This is a genomic window from Proteiniphilum sp. (assembly GCF_040307845.1).
In the GTDB taxonomy this organism is placed as follows: Bacteria; Bacteroidota; Bacteroidia; order Bacteroidales; family Dysgonomonadaceae; genus Proteiniphilum.
Genome location: NZ_JAWRIS010000004.1, coordinates 51,110 through 66,910, shown reverse-complemented (window position 1 = coordinate 66,910; position 15,801 = coordinate 51,110). Strand labels below are relative to the sequence as shown.

The following is a 15,801-nucleotide window of genomic DNA, read 5'->3' as shown; positions in this document are numbered from 1 at the left end:
AACCCGCCTCACGATACCCTCTAGGGTAGGGGAAAGTGGGATTTTCGGAGGAGACGCATGGTTACGTTCCTGGGAACAGGATGATTCGTGGTATGTAAGTTTCTTAATTGAAGGAGGAGGATATAATGAAAAAGAACCCATTATTTGGATTGGCAGCGCTTCTGGGGATATTGTTCCTTTATGCCTGTGGAAGCGCGCAAACAGCGGTTGAAAAAGAAAAGCTGGCAACCGATGTGAGGAATGCGGTGGAAATACCCGATTTTACGTTTAAAGCCACCTATGCTTATCCCACCGGGTACAAGTCGGTTTACCTTTCACCCTATTATGATGTGAAGGTGTCGCCTGATACGGTGGCAGCTTATCTGCCTTATTACGGCCGTGCCTATCGGGCGCCCATGAACCCGAGTGAAGGAGGATACCGTTTTACGAGCACGGATTTTGAATATCGTGTGGATAAGGGGAAGAAAAAAGACAATTGGGACGTGGAGATTACCCTGCGTGATGTGGGACGTCCCGTGACTTTCCGCTTCGATATTTGGGAGAATGGCACGGCGCGCCTCATGGTGGACGATGTCGACAGGCAGTCGATATCTTTCCAGGGTGATGTGGTCGTTAAGAAAAAAGAGTGATCGCAACAGGTTAGGACTAAAAACAAAAATCCACTTTCCAGGTGGATTTTTGTTTTATGGTGATTGAACGATAATCTATAATTTCCCGGCGAGAGCTGCCGGCAAATAAAAAGTATCGTTCTTGTCGATATAGACAGTCACGGACCCTATCTCTAATGGTTTCCCGTTCAGTTGGGCCACGGATGAGAATGCTTTCACTTCAAGCGTGTTCTTTCCCTTTTTCACCCGAAGTACCGGGAAGTCAGGATCCTTTTTGTCTATTGAATAGTTCATCCCGGCGAAGACCTGGTCATGTTTGACAAAAATCCGGTCGGATAATTCCTGTAGGGATGACTCCAGCCCTGTTACCTTTTGCAGGTATTGGTTCAGGTCGGTATTCTTCACATGTCCCCTGAGCGCGTCACCTTGCGGGTGGTAACAAGCGAGAAGCACTTCTTCACCGGTATGCCCACCGGTAGTGAACCCGAAGCAGGTTCTCGAATTCAGTATGTTCACGATGTTATGCGCCAGGTTATTGCTTGTGGCGACTTTCATGTAGTCCGCTTCTTTGTAGTTCTTGGAGGCAAGCAATGTTTCCAGTTCCTCATCGGTGATATCGATATCGGTATATTCTTTGAATACTGCTTTTATATCTTCGGGTTTGGTGTCGACCAATATCGATTCCAGTCCGTTGGCGCTTAGCCGGTAATTGGAGACCGTGCCGAAAAGCTGCTCAATGGAGAGTTTGTCGTATCCCGGGCAGCTTCTCGAACCGATGGTGAAGCCGCTATTGCCGTGGTCTGCGGCGACTACTACAACGGTATTCCCGTCTTTTTCGGCAAATGCCATCGCTACCCCTACCGCTTCGTCAAAAGCAAGGTATTCGTCGATCATCGTCGCCGCGTCATTGGCGTGTGCCGCCCAGTCCACCTGGCTCCCTTCCACCATCATGAAGAAACCGTTTTCGTTCTTCGACAGTACTTCCAATGCTTTTTGAGTCATCTCACCCAGTGAAGGTACCTTGTCGGGATTCCTGTCGATATTATAGGGCAACGCTTTTTCGCCGAACAGCGCCCATACTTTTCCGTCACCCCGGTAATTGAGCAACGCCTCTTTATCGTCCTGGATGAGGGTGGTTCCATTGTTTGTGAGATGCCTTTTAATGTCGTCGGTAAGGATGCCATTGCCCCCGGCGAACACCACATCCATGTTCTGATAGGCTATTTGCGGTGCAAGTGCCTTGTAGTTGCCCCTGTTGTAATGATGGGCGGAGAAGTCGGACGGCGTGGCGTGCGGAAACTCGCAGGTGACGACCAGTCCTACCGCTTTCTTTTTCTCGATCTTTGATGCTTCCAGGATGGTGGCGGCGGGTTGATAAGTACGGGACGCATCCACCGGAAACAGGTCATTTTCCGAAACTTCCGGATGGATGGCCACGTTCCCTGTCTGTTGCAATACCCCGGTGGCGTAACATGAACCGGTGGGGGCGGAATCGCCGATCGGCGCGTTCGATGAGAAAGTGGTGACGGTACCCGTGAAGTAGGGATCTATATTGAGTCTGTCCTCCATGCCGTGGTAGTACTTGAACCACCGCGCGGCAGAATAAACTCCCACGGAAGTGCCGTCGGGGATCATCATGATCACATTTTTTACAGGTTTCACTTCCTGGGCGATAATTGCCACGGAAGCGATGAGTAAACAAAAAATTATGTTTAATTTTTTCATTGGAATGATATTTTGTTGTTGAATGGATATTCAAAGGTACAAAAATAACACTATATTTGTCATTGTTATAAAAGATATATACAGAATGATGAATAGAAAACCCCTGATACTTGTTACCAATGACGATGGGTATCAGGCGAAAGGGATCGTTTCGTTGACCGAAGCGATGAGAGATGTAGGAGAAGTGATTGTATTTGCGCCAGACTCGCACCGTTCGGGCATGTCGAGCGCTATTTCTACCAGCAATCCTCTTCGGGCAAGATTACACCGGAAAGAGGAAAACCTGACCGTATATACCTGCAACGGTACGCCGGTCGATTGTGTAAAACTGGCATTGAACGAATTCGTGGACCGTAAGCCCGACCTGTTGGTCTCGGGGATCAATCATGGCTCCAATGCGGGGATCAGTGTCATCTATTCCGGTACTATGGGTGCCGCAATCGAAGGATGTATTTTCGATATACCCTCTATCGGTTTCTCGTTGTGCGACTTCACCCCCGATGCCGATTTCTCCTTCACCATGGAGATCGCCCGCAAACTGGCTGAAAAAGTGATTGTGGAGGGGCTTCCCAGAGGGATCTGCCTGAATGTGAATGTCCCTGCCGGAGAAGTGAAGGAGATCAGGATGACCACACAGACGCATGGCAAGTGGGTGAATGAGTATCACCGATCCAAAGACGGTTCAGGCAGGGATGTCTTCTGGATGACCGGTAATTTCGAAAACCGGGAAGAGGAGAATGATAACAGCGATGAATGGGCTTTGGTAAACGGATATGCTGCTATTGTACCGGTGAAGATCGATATGACAGCTCATGACTTCCTGCCCCAGTTGAAAGAGTGGAAGATTACTCTTTAGTCTCATTAAAATGAAATACTATCTTATAGCAGGAGAAGCTTCGGGCGACTTGCATGCGTCCAATCTGATGCAGTCGTTGCGTGATCTGGACAAGGAGGCCGATTTCCGCTTCTTTGGAGGGGATTTGATGCAGACTGCCGGCGGAACGCTGGTAAGGCATTACCGCGACATGGCCTTTATGGGTATTATGCCGGTACTGTTGAATGCGCGTACGATCCTTCGGAATCTTGCCTTCTGTAAAGAGGATATTGCCGCATACCGGCCCGACGCGGTAATCCTGGTCGATTATCCCGGCTTTAACCTGAAGATTGCCAAATATGTAAAGACTCAACTGGGTATTCCCGTTTACTATTATATATCTCCCAAAGTATGGGCATGGAAAGAGTACCGGGTGAAATCATTCAAGAAATATGTGGATGAAATGCTCTCCATTTTGCCGTTTGAAGTCGATTTCTTCAAAAAACACCAATACAATATACATTATGTGGGAAATCCCACGGTGGATGCCATTGCCCAACGTGACCATAAAGAGGAGACTTTTTCCCAATTCATAGAGGCGAACGGGTTGGAGAATAAACCCATGATAGCCCTCCTGGCGGGGAGTCGCAAGCAGGAGATCGCTGCCAACCTGCCCTCCATGCTGGAAGCGATGAGAGAATATTCGGAGGGATACCAGTTGGTTGTGGCGGGAGCACCGGGTATCGATCCCTCTTTTTATGACGATTTCACTGGCTCCTTTCCTCCTGCAAAGGTACTTTTCAACCAGACCTACCGTATCCTGGCGCAGTCGGATGCCGCTTTAGTGACTTCGGGTACCGCCACATTGGAGACGGCACTGCTCAATGTGCCCCAGGTGGTCTGCTATAAGACGCCCACGCCGAAGCTCACCTATTGGGTTTTCAAACATCTCCTTCATACACCTTATATATCACTGGTAAACCTGATCTGTGGGCGCGAGGTGGTAAAAGAGTTATTCGCGCGCTTTTTCACCGTGGATAATATCCGTAAAGAGTTAAAACAGATACTCCATGTACAGAGCTACCGGCAGAATATGCTCGATAACTACGAAGAGATGCGGCAGATACTGGGGGGACCCGGTGCATCACAAAGGGCGGCAGCGGTCGTTTATGCCAAACTCCAGGATTGATTGGGCTTGGTCCATTCATCTTCGGTCATTAGCCATTAAGAATTAAGAGTTAAGAATTAAGAGTTAAGAATTAAGAATTAAGAGTTAAGAACCAAAAGCCAAGAACTAAGAGCCAAGACTCTGGTGATTGATAATTAGTCATTAGTCATTAGTCATTAGTAATTGGTTAAGAGTTAAGAATTAAGAATTAAGAGTTAAGAACCAAAAGCCAAGAACTAAGAGCCAAGACTCTGGTGATTGATAATTAGTCATTGGTCATTGGTAATTGGTCATTAGTAATTGGTAATTAGTAATTAGTAATTTGTAACTGGTAATTAAAAATTTATAAATCATATGAAAGTAGGTATTCTTACTTCCGGCGGTGATGCACCCGGAATTAACGCGACCATACGTGGCGTGGGAAAAACGGCCATTAATGATTATGGCATGCAGGTAATCGGTATCCGGAACGGTTTTTCGGGATTATTGTATAAGGACATCGTGGAACTCACTGATCCGTCCTTGTCGGGAATCCTGAATATGGGAGGCACAATCCTGGGCACGGCACGGGAGAAAGTATTCCGTAAAATGATCACCTCCCCCGACGAGAAAGACAGGGAGCAGATCAAGAATGCTTATCATGAGCTGGACCTGGATTGTCTGGTTTGTATCGGGGGAAACGGCACGCAACGTACCACCTGGATGCTTGCCGAGTTGGGACTGAATGTGATAGGAATACCCAAGACTATCGATAATGATGTATATGGGACCGATGTAACCTTCGGGTTCGACACGGCGGTGAACATTGCTACCGAGGCGATCGACAGGCTCCACTCTACCGCCAGTTCGCACCGCCGGGTGATGGTGATCGAGCTGATGGGACATCATGCCGGATGGATCACGCTTCATGCCGGAATGGCCGGAGGTGCCGATATTATTCTCTTGCCGGAATTAGGGTATAACATGAAGGTGGTCATCGATAAGATCAATCAACGGATGGAGATGGGAAAAGCCTACTCAATTGTCGCTGTGGCAGAAGGTATTGAATTGCCGACCCAGGAGCATACCGCTACCTATTTTGCCCGTGAGATCCAGCAGCAGACCGGTTATGAAACACGTGAGACGGTGCTCGGTTACATTCAACGCGGTGGATCCCCGTCTCCTTATGACCGGAATCTGGGTACATTGCTGGGTGGGCATGCGGCCGAACTGATCCATGAAGGGAAATTCGGGCAAATGGTCGCCAAAATTGGATCGGAAATTGCAAGTGTTCCCCTTTCGGAAGTGGCCGGTAAGTTGAAGTTGGTCACCCCCGATAATCAGCTTGTAGCCCAAGGTAAGCGGATGGGGATTTCATTCGGTATCTGAAAGAGAGGAGGTCACTCGTCATCCGTAGAAGGTGCGGGTGGCTCATTTCTTGTCGTTTCTACGAGTGCTTCCTGCAGTTCATTGCTTTCTCGTAGTTTTTTTATCGCTACTTTTGCCGCCATCTGGTGGGATTCCTTTTTAGAGTATCCTTTCCCGGAACCTATTTCTTTGCCGCCTACCCTTACGCAGGAGAAGAATACCGGGTTATTTTGCGCATCATAGGTGGAATCGGTTACCTCGAAGTGCACGTCAACCCTGTTTTTCTGTCCCCATTCAATCAATCTGGATTTAAAATCGACTTCACTCTTCAACACCTTGTCGATATTCAGGTGTTGCTTGATCATCGTTTCAAATACGAATTGCTTCGCTACCCGGTACCCCTGGTCGAGGTAGATGGCACCGATAAGGGCTTCCAGGGCATCACCGTATATATTGGTATTGTGGGCCAGGTTGCGGGTAGATGAAACAATAAGCTTGTCGAGCCCGAGGTCCACCGCCAGTTTGTTGAGCGTTTCCCTCTGTACGATACGCGATCGCGTACTGGTAAGAAAGCCCTCCTTTTTATGTTCGAAATCTTTATAGAGGATATCGGCGACAATGGCATCGAGAATGGCGTCTCCCAAAAATTCGAGACGCTCATTATTCACCCATCGTCCTTTCTCCGACCGGATGGACGAAGAACGGTGAGTCATGGCTTCTTTATAGAGATCTATCCTGTCGGGATAGAATCCCAAGATATTATAAAACGAGAGGTAAGGCTCTTTTCCCCTGTGCGGGAGAGCCTTGATCCTCTTTACGAGTCTTCTTAACACACTATTTGTTGAATTGCTTGAGAATTACACTAGCGTTGTGCCCCCCAAAGCCAAAAGTATTAGATAACGCAGCTCTTATCTTCCTTTTTTGAGCTTTGTTGAATGTGAAATTCAGATTGTAATCAATTTCCGGATCATTATCCCCTTCCTCATGGTTGATGGTCGGGGGTACTATCTGGTCCCTTATCGCCAGGATAGAGAACATCGCCTCGATCGCGCCGGCTCCTCCCAAAAGGTGTCCGGTCATCGATTTGGTGGAGCTGATATTCAGGTTGTAGGCGTGTGCGCCAAATACATCGAGAATAGCCTTTACCTCCGAGATGTCACCTACAGGAGTGGATGTGCCGTGCACGTTGATGTAATCGATCTCATCCGGATTCATTTCAGCATCTTCCAATGCGTTCCGCATCACCAGCTTGGCGCCTAGCCCTTCGGGATGGGAAGCCGTGATATGGTGCGCGTCGGCCGACATGCCTCCGCCTACTACCTCCGCATAGATCTTTGCCCCACGTGCCAAGGCATGTTCCAATTCCTCGAGGATGAGGCCTGTGCCGCCTTCCCCGATCACGAACCCGTCGCGGCTGGCGCTGAAAGGACGTGATGCCGTTTGTGGTGAGTCGTTGCGGGTGGATAGCGCGTGCATGGCGTTGAATCCTCCCACTGCCGAGGGACTGATCGTCGCTTCCGCACCACCTGTAACAATAGCATTGGCTTTACCCAGACGAATAAGATTGAATGCGTCGACAATGGCATTGGTAGAGGAAGCGCAAGCCGATACGGTTGCGTAGTTGGGACCTCTCAGTCCATAAATCATAGAGATATGCCCGGCGGCAATATCCGCTATCATTTTCGGAATGAAAAAGGGATTGAATCGGGGCCCTTTGTCCATGTTGGTATAATAGCTACCCACTTCCTCTTCGAATGTCCTGATTCCTCCGATTCCGGCAGAAAAAATAACCCCGATACGGTCCACGTTCTCTTTTTCGAGATCGAACCCCGAGTCTTCCATCGCTTCTTTGGCTGCATGGACGGCAAGCTGGGCATATCGGTCGTATTTTCTGGCCTCTTTGCGATCGAACAGATCGCCCGGATCGAAATCTTTTACTTCGCAGGCAAACTGCGTTTTAAAAAGCGATGCATCAAAATGAGTAATAGGCCCGGCTCCACTCTTACCCGCCAAGGCGTTTTCCCACGTGGTCTTCACGTCGTTTCCAAGGGGGGTAATCGCTCCCAGGCCTGTTACTACTACTCTTTTTAACTCCATAAAAATGGATTATTTTGCGTGTTGTTCTACGTAAGAAATGGCGTCACCAACCGTAGAGATTTTTTCTGCCTGATCGTCAGGAATTGAGATGTTGAATTCTTTTTCGAATTCCATGATCAATTCAACCGTATCAAGTGAGTCAGCTCCCAAATCATTGGTGAAGCTTGCAGTTTCAGTAACTTCAACTTCTTCAACACCCAATTTATCGACGATAATCGATTTTACTCTTTGTGCTACTTCAGACATAACTTTCGATATTAATTAATAAATAAAAAATTTTATTCTTAAATTTGCGCTGCAAAGTAACACAATTTTTCTCTAACTGTGCAAACTTTTGCCTATTAAAATGAAGAAAAGTGCACAAATTACATTATTTTGTGCAAAAAATAACCCTTTTATGACTCGAATTGTCCTGTTTGCATCCGGTAGTGGAACCAATGCGGAGAATATTGCCCGCTATTTCTCCGGAAATGAAGAGATATCGATCCCGTTTATCATCTCCAATAAAAAAGATGCGTATGTACATGAACGCGCAAGGCGGTTGGGAATCCCTTCCTTTACTTTCAGCAAGGCTGAGTTTGATGAGGGATCGCCGGTGTTGGCGCTTCTTTCCGCTTCCGGGATCGATTATATTGTATTGGCAGGTTTTCTGCTGAAAGTATCCCAGCCGTTGCTGGATGCCTATACCGGCAGGATCATCAATATCCATCCGGCTTTGTTGCCCAAATTCGGTGGAAAGGGGATGTATGGCGACCGGGTGCACCGGGCGGTTGTGGAGGCCGGCGAGAAAGAGTCGGGTATCACCATCCATCTTATTGATGAGAATTATGACGAAGGGGATATTATTTTTCAGGCAACCTGCCCGGTTTTGCCGGAAGATGTCCCCGAAGCGGTGGCAGCAAAAGTACATGCGTTGGAATATGCTTATTTTCCGAAGGTGATTGAAGCGGTGGTGAAAGGGGAGAATCCGGAGAACCTCATTCCTGCCACAATAAAATAGGAATTTCATGGCTGTCCGTGAAAAAATGAAGCGTGAAAAAAGGCAGATAGCAAAATAAATCGTATCTTTGCACTTCATTTCACGCATGCGGCTGTGGCGTAATTGGTAGCCGCGCCAGACTTAGGATCTGGTGCCGCGAGGCGTGGGGGTTCGAGTCCCTTCAGCCGCACAAGCAAATGAAGATTTGTAGGAAGTCCCTGAAAGTAAAACTGCTTTCGGGGATTTTTTTCTCGTTTTACCTGTCTATCCAATTGAAATTGTTACCTTTGAGAGTCAATTAAAATAGAACAAAGAGCGATATACTCTTATCCCAAAAGCAATATGAGTGAAGTATCTGAATTGATTAAGGTGGAATTTGCCCCTCTTCCCGTCATTAATTTCGCATTTCAACAGAATCGTGTGTCTGTCATCCGTGCTTTCTCCATTGAAAATATCTCAGGAGAGTCGTTGAATAATGTGCGTGTGGATCTGGCTGCGGAACCCGGATTTGCCGAGGCTGTGCCGTATCTGTTGGAGGAGATTCCTGCCGGCCATACCGTCCGGATTGATGACCTGAAACTAAAACTGTCGACCAACTTTTTTATCCAACTCACCGAACGGATAGCGGGGAATATCTCGTTGACAATTACAGTGGAAGACGAGATGGCCTTTAAAGAGGACTATCCTGTCGACGTCCTGGCTTTTGACCAGTGGGGCGGGGTTTCCATCCTCCCGGAGATGTTGTCTGCTTTTGTTACGCCCAACCATCCGGCTATTATTCCCATACAGCGGCGGGCGGCCGATATCTTGGAAAAGATGACGGGCAATCCGGCACTTGACGAATACCAGAGTAGAAATCCCAACCGGGTGAAGAATCAGATGGCGGCTGTCTATACTGCCATCGTGGCGCAGGAAATCATATACAGCTCCGTTCCGGCAAGCTTTGAAAAATATGGGCAGCGCATTAGAATGGCCGATAGTGTGACATCGCAGAAACTGGGTACATGCCTGGATATGGCCTTGTTGTATGCTTCTTGCCTGGAAGCGGTCGGTATCCACCCCTTGATTGTGGTTACCCAAGGACATGCCTTCGCGGGTGCTTGGCTTGTGCCGGACACTTTCCCCGACAGCGTGATCGATGACAACTCGTTTCTGACTAAACGGACTGCCGAAGGGGTTAATGAGATTATCCTGGTGGAAACTAGCTGTATGAATAAGGGGAATGATACCCCGTTCGACCAGGCGGTAAGGCGGGCGCACGATGCCGTTGCACGGGCCGGAGAATTTGTCCTGGCGTTGGACGTGAAACGTTCCCGCTATTCGGGGGTGCGGCCCCTGCCGCAACGTGTGTTGAATGGTGAGCATTGGCAGATAGAGGAGAGCGGGGAGCCATTCATCGAAAAGGAGATCGTGAATCCGGAAGCGATCAACCCCTATGACCTGTCCAACCTGTCTACCGATATCCAGGTTACCAGGCAGCTGATGTGGGAACGCAAACTGTTGGATCTGAGTTTGCGGAACAACCTGCTGAACACCCGGATAACGAGGAATACCCTTCAATTGATTTCAGCCGATCTGGATAAGTTTGAAGATGCCTTGACCGATGGAAGCGAGTTCAGGATTCTGCCGAAACCTACCGACTGGGACAATCCGCTGTATGATTTCGGAATATACCACTCGCCGGCCTCTTCCGATCCTGTCATCGATCTGGTTAAATCGGAAATGGAGCAAAAGCGGTTAAGGAGTTACCTGGCCGATATGGAGTTGGATAAATCGTTGAAACATTTGTACCGTTCTTCCAGGTTGTCGATCGAGGAAAATGGCGCCAATACGCTTTATATGGCTCTCGGCCTGCTCCGCTGGTACGAAACCCCCACCAGCGAACGCCCGCGTTATGCCCCGATCCTGTTATTCCCCGTGGAGATGATCCGCAAATCGGCTGCCAAAGGATATGTCATTCGTTCCCGGGAAGAAGATATCATGTTGAACATCACTTTGCTTGAGATGCTCCGGCAGAATTTCGGGATCAATGTACCCGGCCTGGAGTCACTTCCGCGGGATGAAAGCGGTGTGAGTGTGAGGTTTATCTATTCCATCATCAGGAACAGCATCAAAAATCTGCCCAAATGGGATGTGGAAGAGCAGGCCATACTGGGTATATTCTCGTTCAATAAATTTATCATGTGGAATGATATCCATAACAACTCCGATACGTTGATACAGAATAAACTGGTGCGGAGCCTCGTGAACGGGAAAATTGAATTTGAGGTGGATGACACGGTGACGGATGCTGCTGACTTGGACAAGATAGTAAGCCCTGCCGATATCGTACTCCCTATCAGTGCCGATTCATCCCAACTGGAAGCGGTGTATGAAGCGGTCAATGACAAGACCTACATCTTGCACGGCCCTCCCGGCACAGGGAAGTCGCAAACCATTACCAATATCATAGCGAATGCTTTATACCGGAAGAAAAGGGTGTTGTTTGTCGCCGAGAAAATGGCCGCGTTGTCAGTCGTGCAAAGCCGGCTGGAAGCAATCGGGTTAGCGCCTTTCTGTTTAGAGCTTCATTCCAACAAAGCGAAGAAAACAGATGTCCTGTCGCAGTTGGGAAGGACTACTGAAATTGTGAAGGAGCGTTCGCCCGAGCATTTCGACCGGGATGCCAAACGCTTATTCGAACTGCGTAAAGATCTGAATGTGTACGTGGAAGCGTTGCACAAAGTGTATCCGTTCGGGTTTTCGTTATACCGGGCTATCACACACTATTTACATATAGAGACGGACTACGAGGTGAAATTCCCGTCGCAACTGCTATCCGGTCTTACGGAAGAAAAACTGCTGGAATGGCAGGATATGGTCGATCGGCTGGTAAGCGTGGGCAATGCCTGCGGACATCCCCATGGGCATCCTCTCACCGGCATCCATGTTACCATGTATTCTCCTGAGGTAAAGGAGAAGGCGGTTGCCGTGACGCTTGAAGCCATCCAGACATTGTCGGAATTGAAAAAACAAACGCCAGCCCTGCATGCCATCACCGGCGATCTGCCGGAGACCCAATATACACGCGCGCAATTTGACCAGGCGGATGCGATTTTTTCCCTCCTCCTCCAAATCCCCGAATTGTCCCCTGCCTTGCTTCACGAACAGATACCGGCGCAGGTGGTGAAAAAATACAGGGAGGTGGTGCAACGGGGAAAAGAGCGTGACCGCTGCAAAAAAGAAATCGAGCTGCATTTCAGTGAGGATGTGTTAGAGCTTGAATGCCGCTCCCTCTTGTACGACTGGAATAGGGCCGGTGGCAAGTGGTTGCTTCCCCGCTACCTCGGACAGAAAAAAGTGCGTCGCCAATTGGAACCCTATTATCTGGGGAGTTCTTTCAAAGACGTTGATGTAAAGGGCACCTTGACAACCATTATACAATATCAACAGGAAAAGCAATACATAAGCGACCATTCTTATGAGTTGAAGTTGTTTTTCAGGAAGTTGGCCAAATCCGGAGAAGAGCAGTGGGACGCGATCCTTCAAACCCTCGACGGGTTTTCCGTATTGGGAGACAGGTTGCTTGCCTTCGCGGGCGACGCTTCAAAAGCCGGTCAATTCAACCGCCATCTCGCCAAGTTGATGGTGAGGGGCATCGACCCGGTCAGGGAAGTGCATGGCCCAGCTTTCCACGCATATCATGCGCTGTTATCGAAATGGAAAGACGCGCAGTCTGGGTTATCCGGCGTGCTGGATGTGGATCCTGCTCTCTTTCCCGACAACGACGCGTTATGGCTGGACAAGGCGCTGTCCCGGTTACATGGTTGGATTTCTCATATCGACAAGTTGAAAGACTGGTGTCAATGGCTTATCTCGAAAGAGAGGGCGGACAGGCTTCAGATTGGATTTGTCGCCGATGAATATGCCACACGGAATATTCCTACAAACCAATTGAAAAATAGTTTTTTAAAGGGATTTTACCGTACCACTATTGATTATATCATCGCACAGGAATCAGGGTTGGGACTATTTAAAGGGGAGTTGTTCAATGACGTGATTGTAAAGTACAAGGAGTTGAATGACCATTTTGGGGAAATAACCAAAAAGGAGTTGTACGCCCGGTTAGCTGCCAATATCCCCTCCTTTACCATCGAGGCTACCCACAATTCGGAGGTAGGGATCTTGCAGCGCAGTATCAGGAATAATGCCCGTGGCATGTCCATCCGCAACCTGTTCGACCAAATTCCTACCTTGTTGTCGCGCATGTGCCCCTGCATGCTGATGAGCCCGATTTCTGTCGCCCAATATATCCATCCCGATGCCGACAAGTTCGACCTGATCATCTTTGACGAAGCTTCGCAGATGCCGACGTATGAGGCGGTGGGCGCCATTGCCCGGGGAAAGAACATGATCATCGTGGGGGATCCCAAGCAAATGCCCCCGACAAACTTTTTCTCTGTCAATAACGTGGATGAAGATAACTTAGATAAAGAAGACCTGGAGAGTATCCTGGACGACAGCCTGGCGCTGTCCATCCCTTCCCGTTATTTGCTGTGGCACTACCGCAGTAAACACGAGAGCCTGATCGCGTTCAGCAATTCGGAGTATTATGATAATAAGCTGCTTACTTTCCCTTCCCCGGATAATATCGAGTCGAAAGTCCGGATGGTGCCTATAAAGGGGTTTTATGACAAAGGGAAGAGCCGGCAGAATAGATATGAAGCCAAAGCCGTTGTCAAAGAGATAGAACGCCGCCTGTCGGATGGGGAGTTGAGGAAAAAGAGCATTGGCGTAGTTACCTTTAGCGCGGTGCAGCAGAATCTTATCGAGGACCTGTTGTCGGATTTATTTGTCTTTAGGCCCGATTTGGAGACGATTGCCCTGGAATGTGAAGAACCCCTGTTTATTAAGAATCTGGAAAATGTGCAGGGAGATGAGCGTGATGTGATCCTCTTCTCCGTGGGATATGGTCCCGACTCGGCAGGCCGGGTGAGTATGAACTTCGGGCCATTGAACCGTAATGGAGGGGAGAGGCGGCTGAATGTAGCTGTCTCCCGTGCAAGGTATGAAATGATCATTTTCTCCTCATTGCGTTCCGACCAGATCGATTTGAACCGCACTTCTGCCACAGGGGTCAAAAGCCTGAAGCGTTTTCTCGATTTTGCGGAGAAGGGAGAGCGACTGAACAGGCAGAAACAGCTGTCTATGGCCAAAGAGGCTTCCATTGAACATCTTGTCGCGGAAAGATTGAGGGAGATGGGATATGAGGTGCACACCCATATCGGCACGTCCGGGTATAAGATTGATGTGGGCGTTGTAGATGAGAAAAATCCCGCCAATTATATATTAGGCATCATTTGTGACGGTGAAAATTATAAACGGACAAAAACCATAAGAGACAGGGAAATAGTGCAGAGCAGTGTGTTGCGTATGTTGGGATGGAATATATGCCGCGTATGGACGCTTGATTGGTGGGAGAATCCCGAGAAAGTACTGATTGCGATAGAAGCTGCCATTGAAAATGCTAAAAGGGGAATCCCCGCGCCGGCCGTAGCCAAAAGGGTTGAAGAAAAAGAATGGGGTGTGCCGGCTGGAGACGGGCTGATCAAACATCGCTTTGGAGATAGTGGGGTAATATCGGGAAAACCAGCCATGGTTGATAAAAAGCCCATTATAATGCCGGAAGAATCTGTGAAGACAGCAGAGTCGGGTGGTATGAAGGATACCTATGTGTATGCGAATCTCCCGAAAGCGCCGTTTCCTCCGGAGTCTTTCCTTTTTCCTGAGCATGAAGCCTATATTATAAGGCAGATACAAATGGTACTTGAAGCAGAAGCGCCCATAAGCCGTTCGCTGTTGTGTAAGCGTGTATTGGGTGCCTGGGGGATTTCCCGTTTAGGGTCTCGTTTGGATGCTTATTTTGATGAGTTAATCAAAAGAATCGAACACTATCAGAAAACAAATGACCAATCTATCTTCTTTTGGAAAAGTGAAGGACAGATGGCTTCATACGACAGTTTCAGGCCGGTATCTGAACGTGGCGCGCTTGATTTGGCACCGGATGAAGTGGCGAATGCGATAAGATATTTATTGGGGTCGCAGATCAGTCTTCCGACCAAGGATCTGTCGCGTCTCACCGCCCAACTCTTCGGTTTTGCCAGGACGGGCAGTAACGTTGATTATGCCATGTATCAGGGGATACACGAAGCGGCAAGGCGGGGGTATGTAAAAGTGGACAACGGACGGGCTGTTATTTTGTGAAATAGCTGTATCCCGAACAGGCATTGTGTTTTGCGGTATGGATGATGTTTTATCTATCTATTCGTTTGAAATTGTTATCTTTCTTCTATAAATTTGTTTGTCAATTTTTATGGGTCTGTGTATATGTTGAAACTTTTATGTACGTTTGTTGAACGTTTGACAACTATAACGCTTAACGAAATACGATGGCAAAGACAAGCATAATAACCGTTCAGGATGTTCAAATATCCGTAACAACGGAAAACGAAGCCGACTATATCAGCCTGACCGATATGGTAAAAGGGAAAGAAGGAGAGGATCATATCCGCAATTGGATGCGTAACCGTAATACGCTCGAATTTCTGGGAGTATGGGAACTGATGCATAACACAGCATTTAAAGGTGTCGAATTCGACACCTTTTTGCACGAAGCTGGCGCCAACCGCTTTAATATGACGCCACGTAAGTGGATAGAAGCGACCAATGCCATTGGAATTGTTTCAAAAGCGGGACGAAAAGGCGGCACCTATGCCCATCGCGATATTGCTTTCGAGTTCGGTTCGTGGATAAGTCAGGTTTTTAAACTCTATCTAATTACAGAATACCAACGTCTGAAAGCAGCGGAATCCGACCCCATGCTTGGCGAATGGAATGTGAAGCGTGTACTTAGCAAAGTCAATTATACTATTCATACCGATGCTGTGCGTGATTTCGTGATACCTGTCCTGGATGTGGAACGGGAGAAACTCTATGCGTATGCAGACGAAGCCGACTTGTTGAATCTGGCTTTGTGGCCCTCATCGTAAATAATCTGGCCTTAATCGTAAATAATGGCTGTCGG

The 15,801-nt window shown here is 48.2% G+C and carries 11 protein-coding genes and 1 tRNA gene; 8 read left to right on the top strand and 4 right to left on the bottom strand.

Annotated features, from left to right (window positions below; genetic code table 11):
- Positions 1-125 precede the first annotated feature (125 nt).
- Positions 126-629 (top strand): DUF4251 domain-containing protein, encoded by a 504-nt coding sequence (locus ABV001_RS00490; RefSeq protein ID WP_352420990.1) that lies wholly within the window; start codon positions 126-128, stop codon positions 627-629.
- A gap of 75 nt (positions 630-704) precedes the next feature.
- On the opposite strand, the gene ABV001_RS00485 is transcribed toward ABV001_RS00490, so the two are convergent.
- Positions 705-2,333 carry an alkaline phosphatase gene (locus ABV001_RS00485; RefSeq protein ID WP_352420989.1) on the bottom strand — a complete coding sequence of 543 codons (1,629 nt, stop codon included), beginning with the start codon at positions 2,331-2,333 and terminating at the stop codon, positions 705-707.
- An 85-nt stretch (positions 2,334-2,418) separates the two neighbouring features.
- Between ABV001_RS00485 and surE the strand changes: the two genes are divergently transcribed.
- The 3 genes from surE to ABV001_RS00470 all read left to right on the top strand — a co-directional run bounded on the left by surE (position 2,419) and on the right by ABV001_RS00470 (position 5,683).
- Positions 2,419-3,189, top strand: a complete 771-nt coding sequence (gene surE, locus ABV001_RS00480) for a 5'/3'-nucleotidase SurE (RefSeq protein WP_352420988.1) — start codon at positions 2,419-2,421, stop codon at positions 3,187-3,189.
- Positions 3,190-3,199: 10 nt separating this feature from the next.
- Positions 3,200-4,336: a lipid-A-disaccharide synthase gene (gene lpxB / locus ABV001_RS00475; protein WP_352420987.1), complete on the top strand. Its 1,137-nt coding sequence runs from the start codon at positions 3,200-3,202 to the stop codon at positions 4,334-4,336.
- A 333-nt stretch (positions 4,337-4,669) separates the two neighbouring features.
- Entirely contained in the window at positions 4,670-5,683 is a 1,014-nt protein-coding gene (locus tag ABV001_RS00470) for an ATP-dependent 6-phosphofructokinase (protein WP_352420986.1), read from the top strand.
- A gap of 11 nt (positions 5,684-5,694) precedes the next feature.
- On the opposite strand, the gene rnc is transcribed toward ABV001_RS00470, so the two are convergent.
- The 3 genes from rnc to ABV001_RS00455 are packed head-to-tail and all read right to left on the bottom strand — an operon-like array spanning position 5,695 to position 8,005.
- On the bottom strand, positions 5,695-6,495 hold the full coding sequence (gene rnc / locus ABV001_RS00465; protein ID WP_352420985.1) for a ribonuclease III: 801 nt from the start codon (positions 6,493-6,495) through the stop codon (positions 5,695-5,697).
- A 1-nt stretch (position 6,496) separates the two neighbouring features.
- Positions 6,497-7,759, bottom strand: a complete 1,263-nt coding sequence (gene fabF, locus ABV001_RS00460) for a beta-ketoacyl-ACP synthase II (RefSeq protein ID WP_352420984.1) — start codon at positions 7,757-7,759, stop codon at positions 6,497-6,499.
- A gap of 9 nt (positions 7,760-7,768) precedes the next feature.
- Positions 7,769-8,005 carry an acyl carrier protein gene (locus ABV001_RS00455; protein WP_019539373.1) on the bottom strand — a complete coding sequence of 79 codons (237 nt, stop codon included), beginning with the start codon at positions 8,003-8,005 and terminating at the stop codon, positions 7,769-7,771.
- Positions 8,006-8,105: 100 nt separating this feature from the next.
- Between ABV001_RS00455 and purN the strand changes: the two genes are divergently transcribed.
- The 4 genes from purN to ABV001_RS00435 all read left to right on the top strand — a co-directional run bounded on the left by purN (position 8,106) and on the right by ABV001_RS00435 (position 15,766).
- Positions 8,106-8,759 carry a phosphoribosylglycinamide formyltransferase gene (purN, locus tag ABV001_RS00450; protein ID WP_352420983.1) on the top strand — a complete coding sequence of 218 codons (654 nt, stop codon included), beginning with the start codon at positions 8,106-8,108 and terminating at the stop codon, positions 8,757-8,759.
- Positions 8,760-8,846: 87 nt separating this feature from the next.
- A tRNA-Leu gene (locus tag ABV001_RS00445) sits at positions 8,847-8,928 on the top strand.
- A 152-nt stretch (positions 8,929-9,080) separates the two neighbouring features.
- Complete coding sequence (gene proA / locus ABV001_RS00440; RefSeq protein WP_352420982.1) at positions 9,081-14,981, top strand: anti-phage protein ProA; 5,901 nt, start codon at positions 9,081-9,083, stop codon at positions 14,979-14,981.
- Between the two features lie 185 nt (positions 14,982-15,166).
- The gene (locus ABV001_RS00435) at positions 15,167-15,766 is read left to right on the top strand and encodes a KilA-N domain-containing protein (protein WP_352420981.1); all 600 of its coding nucleotides are present in this window, start codon (positions 15,167-15,169) and stop codon (positions 15,764-15,766) included.
- Positions 15,767-15,801: the final 35 nt, after the last annotated feature.

Bases quoted from the DNA above. Each gene is read 5' to 3' on its own strand.
- ABV001_RS00490 (WP_352420990.1), top strand. From the start codon at position 126: ATGAAAAAGAACCCATTATTTGGATTGGCAGCGCTTCTGGGGATATTG.
- ABV001_RS00485 (WP_352420989.1), bottom strand. From the start codon at position 2,333: ATGAAAAAATTAAACATAATTTTTTGTTTACTCATCGCTTCCGTGGCA.
- surE (WP_352420988.1), top strand. From the start codon at position 2,419: ATGATGAATAGAAAACCCCTGATACTTGTTACCAATGACGATGGGTAT.
- lpxB (WP_352420987.1), top strand. From the start codon at position 3,200: ATGAAATACTATCTTATAGCAGGAGAAGCTTCGGGCGACTTGCATGCG.
- ABV001_RS00470 (WP_352420986.1), top strand. From the start codon at position 4,670: ATGAAAGTAGGTATTCTTACTTCCGGCGGTGATGCACCCGGAATTAAC.
- fabF (WP_352420984.1), bottom strand. From the start codon at position 7,759: ATGGAGTTAAAAAGAGTAGTAGTAACAGGCCTGGGAGCGATTACCCCC.
- ABV001_RS00455 (WP_019539373.1), bottom strand. From the start codon at position 8,005: ATGTCTGAAGTAGCACAAAGAGTAAAATCGATTATCGTCGATAAATTG.
- purN (WP_352420983.1), top strand. From the start codon at position 8,106: ATGAAGAAAAGTGCACAAATTACATTATTTTGTGCAAAAAATAACCCT.
- proA (WP_352420982.1), top strand. From the start codon at position 9,081: ATGAGTGAAGTATCTGAATTGATTAAGGTGGAATTTGCCCCTCTTCCC.
- ABV001_RS00435 (WP_352420981.1), top strand. From the start codon at position 15,167: ATGGCAAAGACAAGCATAATAACCGTTCAGGATGTTCAAATATCCGTA.